Raw genomic sequence first — 22,614 nt, forward strand, 5'->3', positions numbered from 1 at the left:
CGACCGGCCATTCCGCCCGCTTTTCCGGGGCGCAACAAGAGGCCGCCCGAAAGGCGTTTCGGGCAGCCTCTGTCTCCCGTTCCGGTCCGAGAGCACCTATGCTGATTGCGGAAAATGCTCAGCAAGCGCGCTGATCGCAAATTCGCGGTTGGGCGCGCGCCGCACGTCCTGATCAGCAAAGGCCGCGGCCACGGGATTGATCATGATCTCGGAGACGTCGAGCGCCTGCGCCAGGCGGGCAATATCGTCCGCAACGCGATCCGGTGAGCCGATGATCCACGAGCGCCTGAACATGCGCACCAGTTCTGAATAGCGGTCTGGGAATGCGCGCCCATCGGCGTCTTCCGCCAGCATCTGCGGCTGAACCGGCTCTCCGGATCGGAATGCGGACATGAAAAAGAGCTGCGGCCTTGCCAGACGCTCAGCCTCCGCGTCACTGCTGCCGACCACGACGATCACCGAAACAAGGACTTTCGGCGCCGCCAGATAAGGGCTCGGCCTGAAGCGTTCCCGATAGAGCCCGATCGCCTCTTTGGCGCCTTCCGCGCGGATATGATAGCCGAAGGCGTAGGGCAATCCCAGTTCTGCGGCCATGGCGGCCGAATAGGACGATGTTCCCAGGATCCAGATATCCGCAGCGCTGCCGGCAGAGGCAACAGCTTTGAAGGACAGCGCACGGCCGCCCTCCATCACCTTCAGACCGTCCGGCCTGTTCATTGCGATCAGGCTGGCAAGGTCCCCGAGATAGGCCTCGTCGGATTTCATTTCAGTGCCACCGCGCAACAGCGACCCTGTCGCCCAGTCCGTGCCGGTTGACCGTCCGATGCCAAGATCGACCCGGCCGGGAAAGCAGGCTTCGACGAGCCCCATCTGTTCGGCGACCAGAAAGGGCGGATAATGCGCCAGCAAGACGCAGCCTCCGATCCGGATCCGCTGCGTCGATGCCCCGACAACCGGCGCGAAGCTTGCCGTCTGGCTGGCGGCAACCGCAGCGACATTGTGGTGCTCGGCCAGCCAGTAGCGATGATAGCCGATTGCGTCGCCAAGTCTGGCCAGTTCGAGCATGGAACTGAAGCAGTCGGAGGCGGACTGGTTGGAACGGATCGGGCCAATGTCGAGAATGGAAAGTGTAAGCGTCTTGTTCATGGTCTACGCCACAAGCCGGTCGGCAATCTGGTGGAAGGCGCGGACCTTGTCCTCGATATCGAAGGTCATCATGGTGAGCATGACCTCATCGGCGTCATAGGCCGCCGCGCGCGCACGGATCCCGGCAGCAACGTCATCGATCAGCCCTGTCACCTCGCGATTGGCAATCATGCCGAGATAGGTCGCCTGTCGGTCCGAAAACACAAGCGTCCTCAGGCCATCGGGGGCCGGAACCGCCTGCGGATAGGTACCGCTGTCGCGCATGAGCCGGAAATAATCCGACGCCTTCTTCATGTCAGCGAGCTTTTCTGTCGTATCGGCGGTGACACAATTCAGCGCGATGAGTACCCGCGGCTCAGGAAATTCCGGCGAGGGCCGGAAAGTCTCACGATAGCGTCGGACCGCCGCTTCTGTCGCTGCGGGATTGATGAACAGCGCGATCGCCAGCCCCATCCCTCTTTCGGCGGCCAGCCGGCCGCTGTCGGGATGGCCGCCGGCCGAAAGAAGCCAGAGAGGCGGCGCGCCGGTGACATCAGGCATGGCGGTGGTTTGGGGATAGCCACCGTGGAAGAACCGCTCCAGCTGGGCAACCTGATCGGGAAAATCGATCCCCTTTGGCGGATTGAGAAAGAGCGTTGCCTGAGGATCACCGCCGCTCGCCCGGCCGATACCGCAATCGATACGCCCCGGGAACAGAGCTTCAAGCACGCGGAAGTTCTCGGCAACCTTGTAGGCGCTGTAATTGGGCAGCATCACACCGCCCGAGCCGAGACGGATCCGATCCGTCTTCGCGCCGACCGCGGCGAGCAGAACCTCAGGCGATGCCCCCTGAAGGATGCGCATATTGTGATGTTCGGAAAGCCAAAACCGCTCATAGCCGAGATAATCCGCCTCGCGGGCGAGCCAGACAGTATTCTGGATGGCATCTGCAGCCGTACTGTCTTCTGACAGGGCTGATTGTTCAAGTATCGAGATTTTCACCACATATCCTTTCAGGAAGGTGGCGACTGCCGGTCTGAAACCGGCAGAACGTGGCCGGTTTCAGCAGGGGATGGTCGCCGGGGCAGCCCGGATGAGCCGGGAGATGCTGTGGTGAAGTTTATGCGCGCCAGCGGTCCGCCATAACTATACGAGGGTTTAGCCGAGCTGCACCTATGGTTGCTCCAGGCGTGTACAGCCTGCCTATTTGCCGAGCGCCAGACCTTCGGCGATCCGCACCAGATCCGCCAGCGAGCGGACATCCATCTTGCGCATGACATTGCCGCGATGCAGCTTGACCGTGACTTCGGAAATCCCGAGTTCATAGGCGATCTGCTTGTTCATCAGGCCGTGCACCACCAGCCGCATGACCTCCTGCTCCCGTGGTGTCAGCGCGTGATAGCGGCTGTGATGGGCCTCGCTTTGTGCGACCGCCGCACGCCGTTCGGCATCCCGGGCAAAGGCGACACGGACCGCCTCCAGCAGATCCCTGTCGCTGAAGGGCTTGGTCAGAAAATCGGAAGCGCCAGCTTTCATCGCCTGAACGGTCATCGGGATATCGCCGAAGCCGGTCATGAAGATGATCGGCATTTTCCTGCCCCGCTCGTTCAGATGCGCCTGCAGTTCAAGACCGTTCAGCCCCGGCAAGCGGATATCGAGCAGAATGCAGCCTGCCTCAGGCGTCGCTTCGGCAAGAAAGGACGCGGTGTTAGCAAATGCGACAACCGGCATATCCAGCGCGGCAAAGAAATCGACCAGTGACTCGCGCAGCGACGCATCGTCATCAATGATATGGACGACCGGTTCCGGGGGACGTTTGCTGGACTGAGAAGAACGAACCATCACGCCGGACTTTCCAACGTTCTGCAGTATGCCGTCAATGCCATGGGCACGATTACGCGGTTTCAGAGCGAATGATTTGAACAGGCACGCCCTTATAGGCCGGCGTGCCGGATCGGCGATCGAAATGGCTGAGCGGCACGATCGCGTTCATTTCGGGATAATAGCCGCCAACCGAACCCTGCGGCAGATCATAGGCAACGGCGGTATAGCCACGCACCGCCCGCCCTGGCCCGCCGTCAGCAATCGCAACGACGTCGATCAGATCGCCATCGGCAAGACCGCGCGCCTGCAGATCGGCCTCACTGATGAAGATGACGTCGCGCCGGCCGAAGACGCCGCGATAACGATCATCCATCCCATAGACCGTCGTATTGTACTGATCATGGCTGCGCATCGTCGCCAGAACCAGTGTTTCGGGATCATTCAGACGCGGATCCTCATCGAGACCGGAGGCGACAAGGAAATTGGCTCTGCCGGATTTGGTCCGCCATTCGCGCCTAGAGGCCGGAACATGGAGGCGGAAGCCACCCGGCACGCGGATCTTGCGGTTGAAATCCAAAAAGTCAGGAAAGACGATCTCGATCTTGTCGCGAATGCGGTCGTAATCGGCAACCAGCCCGGCCCAGTCGATCCCGTATTTTTCCCCCAGCGTCGCCGCGGCGATGCCGGCAAGGATGGCCGGTTCAGATTTGAGCCGCGGGCCAGGCGGATTGAGGAAGCCGCGCGAGGCGTGGACCATGGACATGGAATCTTCAACCGTCACCGCCTGCGGCCCGCTGGCCTGGGTATCGAGATCGGTACGGCCGAGGCATGGCAGGACGATACTGGTCTTCGCCGTCAGCAGATGCGAGCGATTGAGCTTGGTGGCGATGTGGACCGCAAGATCGAGCCTGCGCATGCCCGCAAAGGTCAAGGCGGGATCGGACATGGCCACGGCAAGATTGCCACCGAGACAGACCAGCGCTTTTGAGCGGCCATCGACAATCGCCTCGACCGCCTCAATGGCATTATGCCCCTTCTCCGCCGTCGGCCGAAAACCAAAGGCACGCTCCATGCCATCGAGCAGGCTGTCATTGGGAATTTCGGTGATGCCGACCGTGCGATCACCCTGCACATTGGAGTGACCGCGCACCGGGCAGATGCCGGCGCCGGGCCGCCCGATATTGCCGCGCAGCATCAGCAGATTGGCCGCCTGCTGAACATTACAGGTGCCATGAGCGTGCTGGGTGAGGCCCATGCCATAGCACAGGATCACGTTTTTGGCGTTGAGATAGACATCAACCGCGCAGCTGATCGCATGATGGGTGAGGCCGGAGTAGCTGAGAATATCCTCCCAGCTGGTCCGCCCGATATCATCGCGCAGCGTATCGATGCCGGTCGTGTGGCCGGCGATGAAATCATGATCGAGAACGCCCGGACCGCCCTTGGCGCGATCCGCGTCATCACGCTCGAAGATCAGCTTCATCATGCCCTTGAGCGCGGCCAGATCTCCGCCCGTTTTCACCTGATGATAGGATGACGCAATTGCGGTCGAGGAGAAGGTCGCCATCTCGACCGGGTTCTGCGGCGCGGCAAATTTCTCCAGCGCCCTCTCCCGGAACGGGTTGAAGACCACGATCGGCACGCCCCGGCGGGAAGCCTCATGCAGCGTCGTCATCATGCGGGGATGATTGGTACCGGGATTATGGCCGAAGCTGAAGATCGCATCCGCTTGGTCGAAATCCTCAAGCGTCACGGTTCCCTTGCCAACACCGATGGACTGCGGCAGGCCGACGCTTGTCGCCTCATGGCACATGTTGGAACAGTCGGGGAAATTATTGGTGCCGAAGGCACGCACGAAGGTCTGAAACAGAAAGGCCGCCTCGTTGGACGCGCGCCCGGATGTGTAGAATTCCGCCTGATGCGGGCTTTCCAGCGCATTCAGTTCCTTGCCGATCAGGGCGAAGGCGTCTTCCCATTCGATCGGCTCATAGCGATCGCTTTCGGCATCGTAGATCATTGGATGCGTCAGGCGGCCCTGATCTTCGAGCGCATGGTCGCTCCATTGCCAGAGCTCTGCGACCTTGTGGGTGGCGAAGAAATCCGCCGTCACCCGCTTTGCCGTCGATTCCCAGGTAATGGCCTTGGCGCCATTTTCACAAAACTCGAAGGATGAGGTGTGTTTCGGGTCCGGCCAGGCGCATCCCGGACAATCAAAACCTTCCGGCTGGTTCGCCTTCAGAAGGGTTGCGGTTCCCTGCACTTCCACCTGCTGGCGTGCAAGCGTCGCGGCAACCGCCTTCAGCGCCCCCCAGCCACCTGCGGGTTCGTGATAGGCCTTGATACCGTCCGGGCGCTTCTTCGTCATGGCACTCTCCACACGTTAGTGAAGCCCGAGCCTAGCAGGCGACGGCACATGGCAAAGCTATACAAAGATGTAGGTCATAAGCGACCGGGCTGACACCGGCCACCGGACCGGCGAAATGCCTGAACCGGATGTACCGGCACAGACCTAGGTCCAGGTCGCGATCCACATCCGTATGATATTCGGACGCCGCCACGGAACATATCTTTCCCCTGCCGCACAACAGGCGGCCAGTGTTGAGGCCGTCCGGCAGAACGGGGCGGCAAACCCGATCGACCCACAGGAGAATATCATGAACCGCATCTCGAAAATCCTTATTGCCTCGGCCTTTGCAACCATGTCCTTTGCCGGCGCATCCTACGCCGCCGATGGCGCCGCCATGAACTGGCCAGCCCATCTCGATGAGACGCTGGCAACCTTCGATCAGAACTTCAACGTCAGGAGCCTGTCCGATACCAACAATGACGATGACTTTGCCGATGTTGACGGCCTTCCGCTCTCGGCCGGGTCTGTCCAGCTGGTCCAGGCCGCCATCCGCGCCAACGAACCGCTGATGCTGCGCATGGATGAACGTGGCATCGACGTCAACGACGTCGTCAATGCGCAACGGGCCGCCGATGGCAGCATGACCTTCTGGCTGCGCTGAACAGACGGAAGCCCCGGCGCGTGCGACGTGCCGCAGATCCGAACCAACGAAAAAGGCCCGGAAGACCGCTGCTGCCGGTCATCCGGACCTGGCCGCACTTTTGCACTGCACCAAAGACAGGAGCATTGTTATGACAGAACCGATCCGTCCCCGCGACATGGCGCGCGCCTTCACGCCGGCACTGGCCGATTTCATTGACGACCCGTTGTTCAGCAAGGTCTGGGAGCGCGAAGGGCTGTCGAAACACGATCGCAGCCTGATCACTGTCGCAGCACTGATTGTGCTGAACCGGCCGGAAGAACTTGCCGCCCATCTTCGGCGCGCTGTCAAAAACGGTGCATCAAAACAGGAACTGAGCGAAGTCATCACCCATCTCGCTTTCTATGGTGGCTTTCCGGCCGCAATCAGCGCCTCGTCTGTCGCAAGACAGACGCTGGGCATGCTTGATGCTGCGTGAGGTCATGCCCGGTCGGAGCAATCCGTTTTTCCGAAGAAGCGACGGACGCTATTTTTGAAGAAGATGTCAGACTGTCGACAAAGCTTTCCAATCCCCACTGGCGTCATATCTGTGCTTGACACAGATATCCATCCGCCGCGCATCTGCACGGCAAAAGACTCTTATAATCCAATGCTATGAAGAGCCTGGATCCCCGTGACGAGCACGGGGATGACGACGGAGGGGCAGCTGTTCCACCCCGCGCACATGAGTTTGTCCGCAATCTGGCACTTTTTGAAGGAAATGTTTGTCTTTTGTACAATAGGCATCAAGAGTTTCAGCCGCAGTAGGGATTTGGTTGACGCGGTGCAACAGGGAGTGTCTCTTCAGCTCTGTTCACGCAACCAGACCGGAATGGAATGACCTACTTCTTTGGAGACCGGCAGATTTTCGGGCGCGAAACCGAACTTGCCATGCTGCAGGAGGCTTTAGAACGCGTAAGCCAGACCGGCGACGGCGAAGTTGTGCTGGTCCGGGGGCCAACGGGTATCGGCAAAACTGCACTGGTAAAGGCCTTTGCCAGCGCCGGGGTTACGACCCGTTTTGCCGCCGCCAGGACTGAAGACATGTCCAGCCATGTTCCCTACGGCCCGGTCTTCAGGATTCTGGAGAGCATCTGCCAGCCAGGGGAAATGGAGGGATTGGCCCTTTCGCCGGATGCGAGCCTGTCGGATTCGCCGGCGCAACTCAGCGCCCGCCTGACCGAGGCCATTCAGGCAAAGGCCTCTGCCGCTGCTCCGCTTGTGATTTTCATTGATGACCTTCAGTGGCTTGATACGGCATCGGCAGCGTTTTTGCGCGCATTTGCTGCAGACGGGATGAAGAATATCCTGTTGATCGGCGCCATCCGCACGGATGACGGACAGGGCATCGTCAGCGGCCAGCCCGGCTCCATGCTGGAACATGCAGCCAGTCGCACCACCCGGCTGGACCTTTTGAGCCTGCCGCCCAATGCGGTGGAAGACATGATGTCATCGCAGCGCTTTGGCGATGGGCTGAAACCGGTGGCGCGCCTCGTTCAGTCCGTGGCCAGTGGCAATCCCTTTCACATTCGCCTGATCCTGCGGGATCTCTCTCGAAAGGAAGGGCGGCAGGACCTGACCGTCCTTCTGTCTGCGCAGAAGAACTGGGACATTCAAACACTCATGTCCGGCCATTTTGACCAATTGCCGGAGGAGACCCGACAGATCCTGCAGCTTGCTGCCTGTATCGGCGCTTCGAGCGACCAGCGCCTGCTGGCCGCGGCTGGCCGGATTTCCGACCAGAGACTTGATGATCTGCTGTTCCCGGCCATCCAGAACGGCCTTGTCCGAATAGAGGGTGGAGCCATCCAGTTTCAGCATCACAGGCTGCGCGAACATGTTCTGACCGGGCTTGCCTGCGATCAGCGCGCCAGGCTTCATGCCATGATTGCCTGCAGCATGATCGAGGCGGAAAATCCGCCGATCGCACAGCAGCTTGCTGCCGCAGGACATATCGTCAATGCCGCCGACGCTCCTGCCTTGCGCGGCCATTCCGGGGCCATGCTTGCCGTCCTGCTCAAGGCAGCGCAGGTGGTCAAGGCGGCCGGCTCTCTGGATGCGGCACTTTGCTATGCCGAGAAGGGACTTTCGCTTCTCGGTGAGAGTGAACCGCAAGGGCCTTTGCAATGGACTTTCGAACTGCTGCGCTGTGCCATACTGGTGGAAATCAAGGGCGCGGCCATCCATGATGACGCGCTCGAAAGACTTGCAGCCCTCGCCCGATCGCCCCTCGATCAGGCGCGCGCCCTGCGCCTGAAGGCCGGGGTGCTGATCTTGAGAGGCGCCTATGAACGGGCCATCAGTCTTGCGCTTGATGGCCTTGCTTGCCTCGATATCCACCTGTCGCGCAAGCCTGACGAACCAGAGATCGCAGCAGCATTCAGCGCCGCCATCGCCGCCTATGACGCACTCGTGGCGGATGGCTTCGAAAACGCGCCCCTTCTGACCGACGAGAAGATCATCGTGGCGATGGATCTGCTGGCAACCCTGCAATCCTCGTTCTTTTCCGATGATGGCCTGAAATGCCTGCATGTCGCAAAGATCGTGGAACTTTCCGCGCGCTATGGCGTCTGCGAAGCCAGTTGCTACGGCCTCGCCTGGTGCGGTGTCTGCGTTGCCGGCGAATATGCGGCCTATGAAACGGCGCTCGGCCTGGCCGAAGCCGCCGTTGCGCTTTCCAAGGCCCGTTCATTTCAGGCCTATCGCACCTCGGCTCTGGTTGCGCTGGATCAGGTCAGCGTCTGGCTGAAACCGCTTTCCTATGCGCTGATGCGCGCCAGGGAGGCCTATGATCATGGCAAGCGCAGCGGCGATGTCAGCATGGCCTGCTATGCCGCCAACCATGTGGTTTCCGACCTTCTGGCCATGGGCGCGCCACTCAGGACAGTCGGCAGCGAGATCGAGCGCGGACTGGAGCTGGCGCGCGGCGTGGGGTTTGACGATGTCATCAAGATCCTTGAATTGCAGCAGCGTTTCGTCGAGAAGCTCGCAGGCACCGACATCACAGCAGCGGCAGCCGGCGATGCCGCACTGATCCGGTCGGGATCGGAAATGTCGCCGCTCAGCTTCTGGGGGCCGCTTTTTGATGGAATTGCCGCCTTTCATCATGGCCGGCTCGAAACGGCATCACATTTCCTGACGCAGGCCCGCAAATGGACCTGGACCACTCCGGGCCATATTCACATTGCCGATCTCCATTTCCATGCCGCACTCTGCCAGATCATGCTGGGGTGCGATCCGGGCGCAGACCGTGCGGTGATCGCAGGGCTTGCGCGCGGCAATCCGCTGACCTTCGCCAGCAAACAGGCCCTTCTCGATGCGGAAACCCACCGCGCCAACGGCGAGACGATCCATGCACTCCGCTGCTACGAGCAGGCGATCGAAGCCGCTGGCAATGCCGGATTTCTGCATGAAATCGCATTCGCGCATGAACGCGCCGGGCGGCTTTCCTTTGAGACTGGCCTTTTCTCCGCCGCCCGCCTGCATCTGCGTCAGGCGCAGCATTATTACAGGCGATGGGGTGCGCAGCCCAAATCCGAGCAGATCCAGCTGGAATTCACCGCGCTTTTCGCCACCGATTGCGACGACAAGCGCAAACCGGATGCACAGGAACAGCACCGGGCGGCGCAGATGGATGCCCGTGCCGACCTGATCCGGAACGCACATGTCACCATTCTCGGCAGCATGGCCGCCGCCATCGTTCACGAGGTCAACCAGCCGCTCTCGGCCATTGTAACCTATGCAAATTCAGGCGCGCGCTGGCTGCAGCACAAGCCACCGCAGCTTGATAAGGCCGCCAGCAATTTCGCCCGGATCGAACAGGCCGGCATGCGCGCGAGCGGCATTGTCATGGCGCTGCGCTCCCTGGCCAAGCAGTCCCCCGCCAATCTCGAATTTGTCGATCTGAGCGCGATCGTCAACCAGGTCCTGCCGATCGTCGAACGCGATGAAAGGGCAGAAGGCGTGACGATCACATGCGCGCTTGCCGCTGATGGCGGGCTGTTTGCCGATTCCATCCAGATCCAGCAGATTGTCCTCAATCTGATGACGAATGCGCTGGACGCGATGCGGGCCAAATCCGGGCGCCGCGCTCTGGCAGTTGCCTCGGAAATTCACGGATCCGATATCAGGCTCCTGGTCAGCGACACTGGCAGCGGCATTGCAGAGGCGGTGCGGGACAGGATTTTCGATCCATTCTTCTCCACCAAGGACAGCGGTCTCGGCATGGGGCTTTCGATCTGCAAGACGATCGCTGAAATTCATGGCGGCAGCCTTGGCATCGGCCAAAGCAGTGCAGCCGGGACGACCATGGTTCTGAGCCTGCCGCTGACAGCCATGCCGCAAAGTGCTGGTGAGGACCCTCCGGCGCCCTGACTACCCACGCAGGCCTTGCGCCAAACGCATGGTGGTTTCGACAAAACCGTCCATTTTCCAGATATCCTGACAAGACCATTTTCCTGGCGGCCGTCAAATGTGGGTCACGCCAAGCAGAAAATGGAGTTCACGATGACCTGCCTTTCGATTGATCCGCCCGCCCGGCGGCGGTTTCAGCTATCCAACCGTGTGATGACAATCTATAGCGGTGTGACGGCGGCAACATTCCTTGCAAGCGCTGCAGCGCCGACACCGCTTTACCTGCATTACCAGAGCGCGTTCCGGCTCGGTCCGGGGGCTTTGACGCTCATTTTCGCCGCCTATGCGCTCAGCCTGCTTGCAGCGCTGCTGACGGTCGGAGCACTCTCGGATTTCGTCGGGCGTCGCCCTGTCATCTTCGTTGCGACAGCAACCAATGTTCTGGCCATGCTGCTCTTCGTCACCGCGCATTCCGCGCTGGAACTCGGCGTGGCCCGCACGGTTCAGGGCTTTGGCACAGGCATGGCCACAACGGCGCTCGGGGCGGCGATCCTTGACACCGACCGCCGGTTCGGACCGATCATCAACAGCGTCACCGCCTTTGTCGGCCTGTTCTTCGGCGCAATCGGCTCAGGTCTGCTCGTGCGTTTCGCGCCGGCGCCGACAGAACTTGTCTATCTCATTCTGCTGGCCCTCTCCGCGCTTCAGGCCATTGTCATTTTCTGGATGCCCGAAACAACGAAACGTCGCCCGGGTGCGCTTCACTCACTGCTGCCGGAACTCAAGCTGCCCAAGCCTGCACAGCGCAGCTTTCTTCATGTCTCACCGGTCAATATTGCCGGCTGGGCGCTTGGTGGACTGAACTTCTCGCTGATGCCTGCCCTTGTGGAGCTTGCCGAGGGACGACATGCGCCCCTGACAGGAACGCTCGTTGTCGCCACGCTGATGGCTGGTGCAGCAATCGCTGTTGCAGCGCTCGGCAGGATTGCCGCAGAACGGGCGCTGATTGCCGGTGCCAGCGCACTCGCCATCGGCATGGCACTCGCCCTTGGCGCCATGTCCCTGCCCTCGGTCCCGCTCATGTTTGCCGGTGTCGCACTCGCCGGGGTCGGTTTCGGAGCCTCCTTTTCCGGCGCCTTCCGTGAATTGCTGCCGCGCGCCGAGGCCGACGACAGGGCCGGCCTGCTCTCGACCTTCTACATCGAAAGCTATCTCGCCTTTTCCCTTCCCGTGATCGTCGCAGGGCTTGCCGTCCCGCATTTTGGTCTCGAAAGGACCGCCATGATTTATGGCGGTGTCGTCATCGCGCTGGCACTGGTCTCGGCAGCGATCTTCTGGATCCGCATGCACCAGCGTCTGGCATCCGACGGCGCGCATGAAAAGACGTGAACCGCGAGGGGGTCAGGACCGGCGTTTCCCTCGTCATGATATCGATCCACACGGCAATTCAGATACCCGAACAAAAGCTTGGCCCCGGTTTGAGTGGCAAAGCAGGGCCGGGCGGAAAATGTCGGCTGATGTGCCTCAATCTGCCGTGCTCCTCGGTCAGCAAGCTGATCCGGGATCTCGAGGCGCGTCTCGGCATAAAGCTCGTCGAAAGGACAACCAGCGCATCGGCGAAGGTGTCGACTGCGTCATCCGTGGCGGCGCGCTTTCAGACTCCCGACTGAAAGCAAGAAGGCTTTGTGCGCTCGATTACGTGGTCTGCGCCGCCCCCACCTATCTCGACGGACGGGTTCGAAGTGCCACAGGATCTCGGCGCGCAACACCAGATCGTCAGCTATTTTTCAGCATTGAGCTGATCAAGCGCATGCATGATCGCAATTTCAGTCGGGTCGAGAACCGGCATGGCGAGACTGGCGGAAAGCCTGGCGGTGACGACATGGCCGGGCAGATTGGTGCTCCAGATCAGGATGGCGTCAAGCCCGCCTTTCTCCGCGAGCCGCACCGCCTGCCTCTCCAGCGCTTCGAGCGACACCAGCGCCGCGTCGAAATTCTCGGTCACGCCGAGATGGCTGCCAGCTGCGATCGTGATCTTTTCCGCGGCGAAGGTCGCCGTCAGCCGGGTCACTTCCTCGGCCTTTCCCTGGGCAACGAGGCCGATCCGCGTCAGGCCGCGCCGCCGGAGATAGTCGGCGGTCGAAAGCGCGGCCGTCAGGCAGTCCGTACCGGTGCGCCGCCGGATCGCCGCGCACAGGCGGCGATCGTGATCGAAGCCGAGAAAGGCGCCGCGCGTGGCGTTCCAGACGATCACGTCAACGCGCGCCTCGCCGAGCAGGGCGGCGGCGGCGAGGAGAACATCATGGTCATAGCCGCCATCGGCGGCGCCGGCATAGGGCACCCGGGTAAAACACGCATCGATTTCGGGATGATCGCGCAGGACCTGATGGGTCACCCGTTCGACGATCCGGTTCGAGGACGGCAGAATGACGCCGATCGCCCTGCGGTCTGGCTGCGCCCGTTCCATCAGTGGTTCCGCACGATCAGGCTGCGCTCGGGCGAGAAGCGCACGGTCCATTTTTCTCCCGGCCCGGGGCCGGGCCCGGTTCCACCGGAAAGCGTCGCGATGAATTCGCCGCCGTCGGGTCGTTCCAGCCAGACCGAAAGCGTCTGACCCTTGAACACGGTGCGCAGCACCTTGCCGGAAAAGACATTGCTTTCCTGCCCCGGCCCGTTTTCAACATCGCCCGCCGGGCTGAGCAGCACGTTTTCCGGGCGCACGGCAAGGGTAACCTGTTCGCCGCGCCCGGCATCGTGGGCGATCGCGCTTTCGAGCAACACGCCGGCGCGATCGCGCAGCGTCGTTCGCCCCCAGCTCAGTTCGACAATCGTGGCTTCCAGGAAATTGGAGCTTCCGATGAAGTCGGCGACGAAATGGGTGGCCGGCCGCTCGTAGATCGCCCGGGCGTCGGCGACCTGTTCGATCCGTCCGCCCTTCATCACCGCGATCCGGTCGGCCAGCACCAGCGCCTCCTCCTGGTCGTGGGTGACGATGATCGTCGTCAGGCCGAGTTCATTGGCAAGCTGACGCACCTCGATCTGCATCTCCTCCCGCAGCTTCTTGTCGAGCGCCGCAAAGGGCTCGTCGAGAAGCAGGGCGCGCGGATGGTAGACGATCGCGCGGGCGAGCGCGACACGCTGTTGCTGCCCGCCGGAAAGGGCCGCGGGCATGCGCTCCTCGAAGCCGGAAAGCCTGACCTGCGCCAGCGCCTGGCGGGCCCTTGCGGCCGCTTCGCCTTTCGCCATGCCGCGCATGGTCAGCCCGAAGGCGACGTTGTCGAGCACGTTCAGATGCGGAAACAGGGCGTAGTTCTGAAACAGCATGCCGAGATTGCGCTGGTGGACGGGCAACGCCGTGACCGCAACCCCGTCGATCGCGACCTCGCCCGATGTCGGCCTCACCAGGCCGGCAATCATGCGCAGGGTCGTGGTCTTGCCGCAGCCCGAAGGCCCGAGCAGCGCCAGAACCTCGCCGCCGCCGGCGACCAGATCGACATCGGCGACGACCTTGTTGTCGCCATAGCTGCGGCTGAGACCGGTAAGCCTTATCTCGGCGCCGCGCCGCTCTTCTTCCATGATTGCAGCCATCGCTCACACCCTCTCTTGATGCCTTGGACACCGGCCCGACGACGGGCCGGCGCTATTGCGCCGGATCGCCTCAGACGGCGAAGATGGCGTTGAGTTTTTCCGTCCAGGCGGAACGGTTGGCGTTGATATATTCCCAGTCCGGGGTGAAGAGGCCGCGCTTGTCCATTTCCTCGACCGGATAGGCAATATATTTCAGGGTCTCCTCGGAAAATTCGATGCCGGAGACCGGCGGCGCGGTCAGGGCATATTCGGAGAAGGCCTTCTGCACCGAGGGTTCCAGCATCCGGTTCATAAAGGCGACGGCAACATCACGGTTCGGGCAATCCTTGACCAGGACCTGGCAATTATTGCCGGCGAAGCTGCCTTCCTTGGGGAAGCTCATGGTCACCGGCGCGCCCTTGGCCGTATAGGGATAGATGTATTTCGACAGTTCCAAAAGGCCGATCTCGGCCTGGCCCTGGGCGATCTCGGCCGCCGCCTGCGGGCCGTTGTCGAACAGGTTCATCACATTCGGCTTCAGCTCGGCGACCTTGTCGAAACTGTCGTCGATCAGATACTGCGCCTCGGCGAAGGGTTTGCCGGATTTGACCGCGGCGGCGACGATCAGGAAGAACACGGACGGGGTGTTCTTCGGGCTAACGAGCTTCAGCTGGCCCTTATAGTCCGGCCCCCACAGCTCGGCATAGCTCGCCGGCGGCGTGACCGAGGTGTTGTGGAACATGCTGGCGACCGAGATCGCCAGCGCCGTTCCCCAGCCGTCGAAACCGAAGCGCGGATAGAGATTGGCGAGTGCCGGCATCTGGTCGGCCGGAAGCTGCTCGATCAGCCCCTCGGTCTTGCAGATCGGGATCGCGACGTCATCGATGAACATCACCGAATATTTCGGATTGTCCTTGGTGGCGCGCATCTTGCCGACATTGGCGAGGGTGAAGCCCTCTTCCGGGGTGACCTTGCAGTCGAAATCCTTTTCGAAGGCCGGGATGATCTCCTTGCGGACGAATTCGCCCTGCGAGCCACCCCAGATGCCGATCTGGATTTCCTTGCCGGCCGCAAAGCCGTTGCGCACGAAGCTCATCGGCGCGGCGAGAGCGGCCGTCCCGAGTGCGAGCTTGCCGAAGGTACGTCTGGATATGTTGGTCATGTTCAGTTCCCCTTTTTGGTTTGGTCGAAAACGGGATCAGCTCGCCAGCCTGGCAAGACTGATGCCGAGTATTTTCTCGATGAAAAGCACGAGAACGAGAGCGAAGAAGATCATCAGCGAGGCAATGGCGGCGATCGACGGATCGAAGGAGCGCTCGATGACGGTGTAGAGGTAGAGCGGGATCGGAAAGTGGTTGCCGTCGGCGAGCCACATCGAGATCGGGTAATCGTCGAAGGAAACGATGAAGGCGAAGATGCCTCCGGCGATGATGCCCGGTCGCACCTGCGGCCAGATCACCCGGGCTGCAACGGTGCGCGGCGGCGCGCCGAGAACGGCGGCGGCATCCTCGAGATTGCGGTCGACCAGCACGAAGCTCGCCGAGACCGAGCGAATGACATAGGGCAGGCAGACCACCATGTGGCCGATGACCATCTGCATCAGCGTGGCGCGTGAGCCGAGCATGGAGAAGAGTTGCAGCAGCGCGACCCCGGTGACGATCAGCGGCACGATCAGCGGCGACAGGATCAGGCCGAGCACGCCATCCTGGCCCGGCAGGCGGTAGCGCGTCAGACCGGCGGCGCAGGGAATGCCAAGAGCGAGCGAGAGCGTGGTGACGATCGCGGCAAGTTCGAGCGAATACAGGAAACTGCCGCGTGCATCCGCATTGGCGAGCACGACGCCATACCATTTGAGCGTGAAGCTCTGCGGCGGAAACACGATATAGGGCGTATCGGAAACCGACATCAAAAGCGGTACGATCAGAGGCGCCACCACAAGGGCCAGTATGACCGCGACAACGATCTTAAGAAGCGGGCTGACAGTCTCGTTCATCGCGCACCTGCCGTCCATGAGGCGAAACGCCGGTTGACAATCTTGAGGAAGAGTAGGTTCGAGGCCAGAACCATGGCGATCAGCATGGTCGAGATCGCCGCGCCGAAGGGCCAGTCGTTAAGCGTCAGGATCTGCTGTTCGACCAGCGTGCCGAGCAGCGGTGAGAAATTTCCGCCGAGGATCTGCGGTGTCACATAGGCCGCCGCGCTCAGCGAGAACACCAGCGAGGCCCCGGTCGCAAGGCCTGGCAGGCTGAGCGGAAACGTGACCCGGCGAAACACGGTCGCCGCCGACGCGCCTGCAACCCGCGCTGCCTCTTCCACCGTGCGGTCGATACGCGCGATCGCGGAAGCGAGCGGCATCACCATGAATGGCAGGTAGACGTGAACGCAGGCGATCAGCACCGCCCATTCGGTGTAGAGCAGGACCGGCGGATTGCTGATCCCGACCAGCTTCAGCACCCAGGCAAGCGCGCCGGTCTTGTTGAGGATGGTCTGCCAGCCATAGGAGCGGATCACCACATTGACGAGCAGCGGCGACAGGATGGTGATCGTGACGATACGCGCCAGCTGCGGACCGCCCCGCGCGATCGCGATCGCCAGCGGATAGGCAAAGAGCGCAGCAAACAGGCTGGTCATGAGCGCGATCCGAACCGTTCGGATCAGGATGCGCACATAAAGGTCGGTCGAAAACAGGCGGACATAGTTCTCGATCGTCAACCCCTCGACCGTGACACCGTCGATGGTATGGGCCGAGACGCTGAGCCAGATCATCGAGAATACCGGCCACAAGAACCACACACCGAGAAACAGGACGGCGGGCGCGACGAGCAGCAGACCCGTGCGGCTCGTCCCGGCGAAGACGCCGGCCCGGCTGCGGGCGGCCACGCCCTTGCCTGCAGATCCGGCGCTTGTGAGGCCGGTCAGGGCGGAGGTCGCGGGCGCGTCATGGCTGGTGCCATTGGTCATCGGCCTATCCTGGGTTCTTCCTGAAGGGTGACGGGGTATGTCTTGCTGTCGTTGAAACAGATGATCAGCGAAAAGAGCGTTGCCGTCCAGAACAGATTGAGCAATAGTGCATTCGAAAAATTAGGATGCTCAGATGCGCGCTTCCCTCGTTCCAGCCTCGCTTCGCTATGCCGATCAGGTCGCCCGTTCGGGTTCGATCCAGAAGGCAGCGAAGGAACTCAACGTTGCCGCCTCGGCGATCGACCGTCAGATTCTCCTTCTCGAACAGGATCTCGGCGTCGAGCTTTTCGAACGCCTGCCGCGCGGCATGCGGCTGACGGCGGCCGGCGACGCGCTGGTGACGCTGGCGCGGCGCTGGCGATCAGACGAACGCAGGGCCGTCACCGAAATCAGGCAGCTGCAGGGTGTCGATCAGGGCCATATCCGCATCGTCGCCATGGACAGCCATGCCAATGGCTTCCTGCCGAACCTGATCGAACGCCTGTCGCGCGAGCAACCGCGGATTTCGCTCGAGGTCGAGATCGCAAGTCCCGACGACGCGCTGACCGCGCTTCTTGCCGGCGACGCCGATATCGCGGCAATCTTCAACCTGACGCCGCGCCGCGACATCCATTTCGTCTGGACCACGGAACTGCCCTTCGGCTGCGTGATCGCGCCATCCCATCCGCTGGCACGGCGGTCCTCGGTCAGCCTCCAGGAGGCGACGAGCTATCCGATCGCGCTGCAAAGCAAGGCGCTGCTGATCCGGCGTTACCTCGACGCGCATTACGGCTGGCTGTTCACCGATCCGCAAAAGGCGGTGGTCACCAATTCGCTTCAGCTCGTCAAGCAGCTCGCCGGCAATGGCCGCCATGTCGCCTTCACCTCCGAACTCGACGCCGCGCCCGAACTTGCCGCCGGGCAATTGCTGTTCCGGCCGGTCCGGGATGAAGGCGCCGATCCGCAAACGCTGACCGTTGCCATCGACGCCCGCAAGACCACCTCCCGCATCGGACGGATGGTCGCCGAGGCGATGAAGGAAGAGATCGAAGCCTCGCTCGCAAGGGCGAGGCCAGACCGGACCGACGCCCCGCAGTGAACCTGTCCGAGACCGGCATGGTCGCGGATGGAAAGCTGAAACTGCCGATCAAGCCAGAGCGCGGGTTCAAGACCCTGAAAACAGCCTGTGCGACGCGCAATGGTTTCGACCTCATGCGTGCTTTTTGACGGGTGACACCATGGAGAGGTCGGCATTGTTGAACATGCATGCGCCACTGAACCGAACGCGCCGACCGAAGCCGGCGCGTTCGTCGCCCAAAATCTCGAAGGTCAGACCGCCTGACACCGAAAAGACGGCTTTCTCTCTGCCGCGATGACGATCTGCAACAGAGCGACTATTCCTCCCGGAAGGCCAGGTCGAAATAGTCCGTGAGCGGCTTCAGAAGATAGGTCACCGGGCTGCGCACGCCCGTCTGAACGAAGGCCTGTACGGGCATGCCAGGCATAAGCCCCAGCGTCCGGGCCGTTGTCAGCGAAGCCGGATCCAGCGCAATTTCAACCCGGAAATAGGTCGAACCGCTCTTTTCCTCGACAAGCGTGTCGGCGGAAATCATGCGCACTGTGCCGCTGAATTCCGGCGTCGTCCGGCTGTCAAAGTTCGGAAACTTCAAGATCACATCCTGCCCGACATGAACACGGTCGATCGAAGCCGGCGACACTTTGACGGCAAGCACGAAGGGCTCATCCGCCGCAGCGATGGCTGCCACTTCGGCACCCGGCTGAATGACGCCGCCGACGGTGAACATTTTCATGTCATAGACCGTGCCATCCATCGGTGCACGCAGCGAAAGCCGGCCATATTCCGTATTGATAACGGCAAGATGCTCCTTCAGCTCCGCCAGCTGCGGACGGATCTGCGCAACTTCGGACTGCGCCGACTTGCGCGCATCGGAGGTGACCCGCAGAAGCTGAACCTTATCGCTGGCAAGATTGCCTTCAGTCTCAGCAATTGTCACCTTCAGATCGGCAATCTGCGCTTCCAGCGATGCCGACTGCTGTTTCAGGCTTGATACGACATTGGCAGGGGTCAGGCCACGATCAAGCAGGCCCTGATAGCGCTCAAGCTCTTCATGCGCGACATCGAGTGCCCTTCGCAGAGCCGCAACCTCTTCCTCCGAGGCTGCGATCATCGCATCGGCCTGCTCCTGCTGCCGTGCCAGCTGCTGCTTCAGCAGATCATTCGATTCCGCCGTGACGGCAAATAGCTTCTGCTCGCCGTCAAGAACCGACTGAAGATCGGGATCCGCATCGGCTTCAGCCTGAAGATCGCTGGAAAATGTCAAGGTCTCCTGACTGAGAACCTGAGCCTGCGCCCGGGCCAGACTGGCCTCAGCCTCGAAGATCTGGCGCCTGAGAATCTGGCGCTGGCCGCTGAGCATCGTATCGTCCAGCAGGATGAGCTGCTGACCGGCCTTCACCTTTTCGCCATCATGAACATCGATTTCCGCCACGACACCGCCATCGGGATGCTGGATGACCTGACGGCGCGCCTGAACCTCCACCTGCCCTGAAGCGATCACCGCACCGCCGATCTCGGTGGAAAAGCCCCACACGACAATACCACCGGCGGCCAGGGCCAGAGCCAGAAAACCGAACCGCAAAATTCGCCTGGAAGACCATTTATCGGACATCTCAGTGCCCTCCCGTAGCAACTGCATTTTGAACCGGGGCGCGAGCAAAACGCTGAAGCACCTCGTCGCGCGGGCCGAAAGCGCGCTGCTGGCCCCGCTCGAGAACGAGAACATCGTCGCAGGCGGCAAGCGCCGAGGGGCGGTGCGACATGATGATGACGGCCCTGCCATCCTCCTTGGCGGAGGAAATGGCGCCGTTGAGAGCCATCAACCCCTCATCATCGAGGCTGGCATTAGGCTCGTCGAGCACGAGCAGCAAGGGATCGCCGAACAGCGCGCGCGCCAGCCCGAGACGCTGGCGCTGGCCGCCGGACATGATCCCATCGCCTTCCGTCAGCGGTGTATCGTAGCCCATCGGCAGACCGAGGATCATCTCATGCGCCCCGGCCTTTTCGGCGGCAAGCACAATGGCCGCCGGATCGGCGTCAGGGGTAAAGCGGGCAATATTTTCAGCCACTGTTCCGGGAAACAGAACCACGCTCTGCGGCAAATAGCCCAAATAGCGACCAAGCGTGTCTTCGTCATATTCACGGATATCGGCGCCGCCAAGCCGGATGACGCCGGCGCCTGCCGGCCACAGCCCCGTAACAGCGCGGGCAAGCGACGACTTTCCCGCCGCCGACGGCCCGATCACCGCAAGTGCCCGGCCTGCCGCCAGCGAAAAGTTGACATTGGTGAGAACGGGCTTGCGCTCACCGGGCGGGACAACCGATATCGCCTCGACATCAAGGCGGGCCTGCGGCCGCGGCAATGGCATGCGTTCCGCCTGATCGCCGACCTCCTCGAGCAGCAGGGACAATGTCTGCCAGGAGCGGCCGGCACGCTGGACCAGAGCCCATTGCCCGATCACCTGCTCGACAGGCGCAAGCGCACGACCCAGCAGAATGGAACAGGCAATCATCGCACCGGCGTGGAAATTGCCCGCCAGAACCAGAACAGCCCCCAGCGCCAGCGCCGATGACTGCAACAACTGACGGATCGCCTTTGAGGCAGACAGCAGCCTGCCCGAAACATCGGACGTGGCCAGGCTGGCTTCCAGCGCTTTGGTGCGCAGTGACCGCCAGCGCTCCTGAAAGGGACCCGTCATGCCCAGTCCGCGAAGGGTTTCCACCTGCTTGCGGGCACGCTCGGTGGCCGATTCCGCCTCCTGCTTCAATCGGGCAGCCTCCGCATTCCTGCGTGCTGTCAGCCACTGATTGGCAATGCCAAGCACGGCAACAATGACAAGCCCGGCAACACCGAGAAGGCCGAGCCAAAAGTTGAAGCCGAACATGATCGCCAGAAAGAAGGGGACCCATGGCAGGTCGCACAGCGCACCAGGCACGGGCGAGGCCAGAAACGCCTGGATCACGGCGAGGCTGTCAAGCGCTGCCGCCGGTTTCTGCCGGATTGCCGGAACCCGTGACCGTTCCAGCACGACGCGAAACACCCTGGCGTCGAGCCGGTCCTGAAACCGCGCCCCGATCCGGGCCAGAACCCGTCCGCGGGCGTTGTCGAGAACACCCATCAGCGCGTAGAGGAGCACGATGAGAATAAAAAGCGCTGTCAGCGTCGCCATCGAACGGCCGGGAATGACGCGGTCATAGACCTGCAGCATGAACAGGGTTCCGGTCAGCGCCAGCACATTGACCACGGCGCTGAACACCGCCACACCGCCAAAGGCCTCGCGCGAGGCGGCGATGGCGGCGCGAAGCTCATGATTTTTCGTTTGCTTGTTCGTGAACATGAAAAGGCCCTCGTCTCGGACGGGACCCGATTGCCGGAACGGATGGTTCATCCGCCTGAATGCCAGCGAAAGGCTCTGAATGCCCCGGGGCCGGGCACCAGTCCGTCGATCGCAGCACCGGGCGACATCGCTTATGCCGTCATCGGTCCTGTCGAATTCAGTTCAGATCGGCGCGAAAACGCTTTTTCGCGACTTATATTTAACATCGACCTGACATGATCAATAAATAGGAATAAAAAATGTTCTAAATGTGTCAAAAATAGCTATTATATAATATACATTCATTTTATACATTAAGTTGAATATTTACAAAGACATGCTGCATCATACCCCGCATCCGCCTCAGATTGCCGCCGCGCCCTGTCGGCCGCGCAGCGGCAGCGGCCGGCCCAACGACACCGGCTGCGCCTTGCCGGCAATCAGGGCCAGAGGGAAATCTGCCCGAACCGGCGCCGGAACTCGCTGTCATTGCCCGTGATGAATCTTCCGCCTGAACCCGGAGACAGGACAAAGTCATCGCCGGCATGCACGGTCGCCAAGCCATCCGGCCAGGGCGGATGTCGGCGGCGATCAGACAATGCAAGGGCGCTGTCGGCCGGCCTTTCACAGGTGGATAGTGAGAGGCGAACTATATTTATCGTTTATTATCATGTCGTTATTTATTTTCTGGACAAGCAGATCGAGATGGAAGCACGTCGACAGAAATCGTATCGATGGCAGAGAGGCTTTGTCGGTACAGCCCAGACCGGAAAATGCAATGACGCCCGGGCCCATGCCTCCGGGGGATGCCCCCCCAAATACAGGTACTGCAAATTTATATCGTCAATATAATTGACGCTCTATTATTTTATACCTATATAAAGACCTGGAAAAAGGGTTGAGCAGGTCGCATGAACAGCCTGCAGAGCACCCCGACCGGAAGGGCTTCAGACGCTCCGACAGCCTTGTATTCACAAATCGCCAGGCAAAGGGTGATGTTGTTCCGGCTTCCGGAAAGTGAGGTTATACATGACCCACAAAAGATCAATACTCATTGATACTCTGTTCGCAGAGCCTGATCCGAATACCGGGCCACTGCAACGGGCCGTGGCGGCAGCGCCTTTGCCAGCGGACAGTCATGCGCAGGCGCATTCGCGTCGTCACAGGCAAAGTCTGTCGCATCCGCCCTGACCATCGCAAGCCAGTCCCCTGAAGCGGGAGCATCCGGCAGCGCCCATGACGGCGCTTGTCAGAACGATCTGTTGCGCCCGGCTGAAGCCGGCCGCCGCAACAGGCCAGCCGGCCCAAAGCAATATGCCGGCATCAATCGGTGGGACACGCATCGGGCACCGGCAAGGCCGGGGCCCGGAAGCCGTGTCACGCC

The 22,614-nt window shown here is 61.5% G+C and carries 16 protein-coding genes and 1 pseudogene; 6 read left to right on the forward strand and 11 right to left on the reverse strand.

All coding sequences use genetic code 11. The features are described from left to right. Positions 1-96 precede the first annotated feature (96 nt). From HCK86_RS12375 to HCK86_RS12390, 4 genes are all read right to left on the reverse strand, one after another. A complete protein-coding gene (locus HCK86_RS12375) occupies positions 97-1,146 on the reverse strand; it encodes an MsnO8 family LLM class oxidoreductase (RefSeq protein ID WP_176084774.1) in 1,050 nt (349 codons plus the stop codon). Between the two features lie 3 nt (positions 1,147-1,149). After that, the gene (locus tag HCK86_RS12380) at positions 1,150-2,127 is read right to left on the reverse strand and encodes an MsnO8 family LLM class oxidoreductase (RefSeq protein WP_176084775.1); all 978 of its coding nucleotides are present in this window, start codon (positions 2,125-2,127) and stop codon (positions 1,150-1,152) included. A gap of 201 nt (positions 2,128-2,328) precedes the next feature. After that, the gene (locus HCK86_RS12385; protein ID WP_176084776.1) at positions 2,329-2,967 is read right to left on the reverse strand and encodes a response regulator transcription factor; all 639 of its coding nucleotides are present in this window, start codon (positions 2,965-2,967) and stop codon (positions 2,329-2,331) included. Positions 2,968-3,019: 52 nt separating this feature from the next. Further along, a complete protein-coding gene (locus tag HCK86_RS12390) occupies positions 3,020-5,314 on the reverse strand; it encodes an FdhF/YdeP family oxidoreductase (RefSeq protein ID WP_176084777.1) in 2,295 nt (764 codons plus the stop codon). 289 nt (positions 5,315-5,603) lie between these two features. On the opposite strand from HCK86_RS12390, the gene HCK86_RS12395 reads away from it, so the two are divergent. From HCK86_RS12395 to HCK86_RS12410, 4 genes are all read left to right on the forward strand, one after another. After that, the gene (locus HCK86_RS12395; RefSeq protein WP_176084778.1) at positions 5,604-5,957 is read left to right on the forward strand and encodes a hypothetical protein; all 354 of its coding nucleotides are present in this window, start codon (positions 5,604-5,606) and stop codon (positions 5,955-5,957) included. 130 nt (positions 5,958-6,087) lie between these two features. Next, positions 6,088-6,414 carry a carboxymuconolactone decarboxylase family protein gene (locus HCK86_RS12400; protein ID WP_176084779.1) on the forward strand — a complete coding sequence of 109 codons (327 nt, stop codon included), beginning with the start codon at positions 6,088-6,090 and terminating at the stop codon, positions 6,412-6,414. 398 nt (positions 6,415-6,812) lie between these two features. Further along, on the forward strand, positions 6,813-10,349 hold the full coding sequence (locus HCK86_RS12405) for an AAA family ATPase (protein WP_176084780.1): 3,537 nt from the start codon (positions 6,813-6,815) through the stop codon (positions 10,347-10,349). A 132-nt stretch (positions 10,350-10,481) separates the two neighbouring features. Then, complete coding sequence (locus HCK86_RS12410) at positions 10,482-11,717, forward strand: MFS transporter (protein ID WP_176084781.1); 1,236 nt, start codon at positions 10,482-10,484, stop codon at positions 11,715-11,717. Between the two features lie 391 nt (positions 11,718-12,108). On the opposite strand, the gene HCK86_RS12415 is transcribed toward HCK86_RS12410, so the two are convergent. The 5 genes from HCK86_RS12415 to HCK86_RS12435 form a co-directional block, all read right to left on the reverse strand. After that, entirely contained in the window at positions 12,109-12,795 is a 687-nt protein-coding gene (locus HCK86_RS12415) for an aspartate/glutamate racemase family protein (protein ID WP_176084782.1), read from the reverse strand. Next, entirely contained in the window at positions 12,795-13,916 is a 1,122-nt protein-coding gene (locus HCK86_RS12420) for an ABC transporter ATP-binding protein (RefSeq protein WP_176084783.1), read from the reverse strand. The genes HCK86_RS12415 and HCK86_RS12420 overlap by 1 nt, the downstream gene beginning before the upstream one ends. A 70-nt stretch (positions 13,917-13,986) precedes the next feature. Next, positions 13,987-15,057: an extracellular solute-binding protein gene (locus HCK86_RS12425; protein WP_176084784.1), complete on the reverse strand. Its 1,071-nt coding sequence runs from the start codon at positions 15,055-15,057 to the stop codon at positions 13,987-13,989. Between the two features lie 36 nt (positions 15,058-15,093). Beyond that, positions 15,094-15,888, reverse strand: a complete 795-nt coding sequence (locus tag HCK86_RS12430) for an ABC transporter permease (protein WP_176084785.1) — start codon at positions 15,886-15,888, stop codon at positions 15,094-15,096. After that, positions 15,885-16,856: an ABC transporter permease gene (locus HCK86_RS12435; RefSeq protein WP_176084786.1), complete on the reverse strand. Its 972-nt coding sequence runs from the start codon at positions 16,854-16,856 to the stop codon at positions 15,885-15,887. The genes HCK86_RS12430 and HCK86_RS12435 overlap by 4 nt, the downstream gene beginning before the upstream one ends. A 133-nt stretch (positions 16,857-16,989) precedes the next feature. Between HCK86_RS12435 and HCK86_RS12440 the strand changes: the two genes are divergently transcribed. Together HCK86_RS12440 and HCK86_RS24100 are read left to right on the forward strand one after the other, a co-directional pair. Then, positions 16,990-17,934 (forward strand): LysR family transcriptional regulator, encoded by a 945-nt coding sequence (locus tag HCK86_RS12440; RefSeq protein WP_176084787.1) that lies wholly within the window; start codon positions 16,990-16,992, stop codon positions 17,932-17,934. A 29-nt stretch (positions 17,935-17,963) separates the two neighbouring features. Further along, positions 17,964-18,062: pseudogene (locus HCK86_RS24100) on the forward strand (IS6 family transposase); the annotation flags it as partial. 167 nt (positions 18,063-18,229) lie between these two features. Here HCK86_RS24100 and HCK86_RS12445 read toward each other — a convergent pair. Next, positions 18,230-19,525 carry an HlyD family type I secretion periplasmic adaptor subunit gene (locus tag HCK86_RS12445; RefSeq protein ID WP_176084788.1) on the reverse strand — a complete coding sequence of 432 codons (1,296 nt, stop codon included), beginning with the start codon at positions 19,523-19,525 and terminating at the stop codon, positions 18,230-18,232. Position 19,526: 1 nt separating this feature from the next. Next, positions 19,527-21,251, reverse strand: a complete 1,725-nt coding sequence (locus HCK86_RS12450; protein ID WP_176084789.1) for a type I secretion system permease/ATPase — start codon at positions 21,249-21,251, stop codon at positions 19,527-19,529. Positions 21,252-22,614 lie beyond the last annotated feature (1,363 nt).

Origin of the sequence: Martelella sp. HB161492, from assembly GCF_013184775.1 — a bacterium.
In the GTDB taxonomy this organism is placed as follows: domain Bacteria; phylum Pseudomonadota; class Alphaproteobacteria; order Rhizobiales; family Rhizobiaceae; genus Martelella.

What these genes read in the sequence shown, in the direction of transcription:
- HCK86_RS12375 (WP_176084774.1), bottom strand. Translation starts at nt 1,146, where the DNA reads ATGAACAAGACGCTTACACTTTCCATTCTCGACATTGGCCCGATCCGT.
- HCK86_RS12385 (WP_176084776.1), bottom strand. Translation starts at nt 2,967, where the DNA reads ATGGTTCGTTCTTCTCAGTCCAGCAAACGTCCCCCGGAACCGGTCGTC.
- HCK86_RS12390 (WP_176084777.1), bottom strand. Translation starts at nt 5,314, where the DNA reads ATGACGAAGAAGCGCCCGGACGGTATCAAGGCCTATCACGAACCCGCA.
- HCK86_RS12395 (WP_176084778.1), top strand. Translation starts at nt 5,604, where the DNA reads ATGAACCGCATCTCGAAAATCCTTATTGCCTCGGCCTTTGCAACCATG.
- HCK86_RS12400 (WP_176084779.1), top strand. Translation starts at nt 6,088, where the DNA reads ATGACAGAACCGATCCGTCCCCGCGACATGGCGCGCGCCTTCACGCCG.
- HCK86_RS12405 (WP_176084780.1), top strand. Translation starts at nt 6,813, where the DNA reads ATGACCTACTTCTTTGGAGACCGGCAGATTTTCGGGCGCGAAACCGAA.
- HCK86_RS12410 (WP_176084781.1), top strand. Translation starts at nt 10,482, where the DNA reads ATGACCTGCCTTTCGATTGATCCGCCCGCCCGGCGGCGGTTTCAGCTA.
- HCK86_RS12415 (WP_176084782.1), bottom strand. Translation starts at nt 12,795, where the DNA reads ATGGAACGGGCGCAGCCAGACCGCAGGGCGATCGGCGTCATTCTGCCG.
- HCK86_RS12420 (WP_176084783.1), bottom strand. Translation starts at nt 13,916, where the DNA reads ATGGCTGCAATCATGGAAGAAGAGCGGCGCGGCGCCGAGATAAGGCTT.
- HCK86_RS12425 (WP_176084784.1), bottom strand. Translation starts at nt 15,057, where the DNA reads ATGACCAACATATCCAGACGTACCTTCGGCAAGCTCGCACTCGGGACG.
- HCK86_RS12430 (WP_176084785.1), bottom strand. Translation starts at nt 15,888, where the DNA reads ATGAACGAGACTGTCAGCCCGCTTCTTAAGATCGTTGTCGCGGTCATA.
- HCK86_RS12435 (WP_176084786.1), bottom strand. Translation starts at nt 16,856, where the DNA reads ATGACCAATGGCACCAGCCATGACGCGCCCGCGACCTCCGCCCTGACC.
- HCK86_RS12440 (WP_176084787.1), top strand. Translation starts at nt 16,990, where the DNA reads ATGCGCGCTTCCCTCGTTCCAGCCTCGCTTCGCTATGCCGATCAGGTC.
- HCK86_RS12445 (WP_176084788.1), bottom strand. Translation starts at nt 19,525, where the DNA reads ATGTCCGATAAATGGTCTTCCAGGCGAATTTTGCGGTTCGGTTTTCTG.
- HCK86_RS12450 (WP_176084789.1), bottom strand. Translation starts at nt 21,251, where the DNA reads ATGTTCACGAACAAGCAAACGAAAAATCATGAGCTTCGCGCCGCCATC.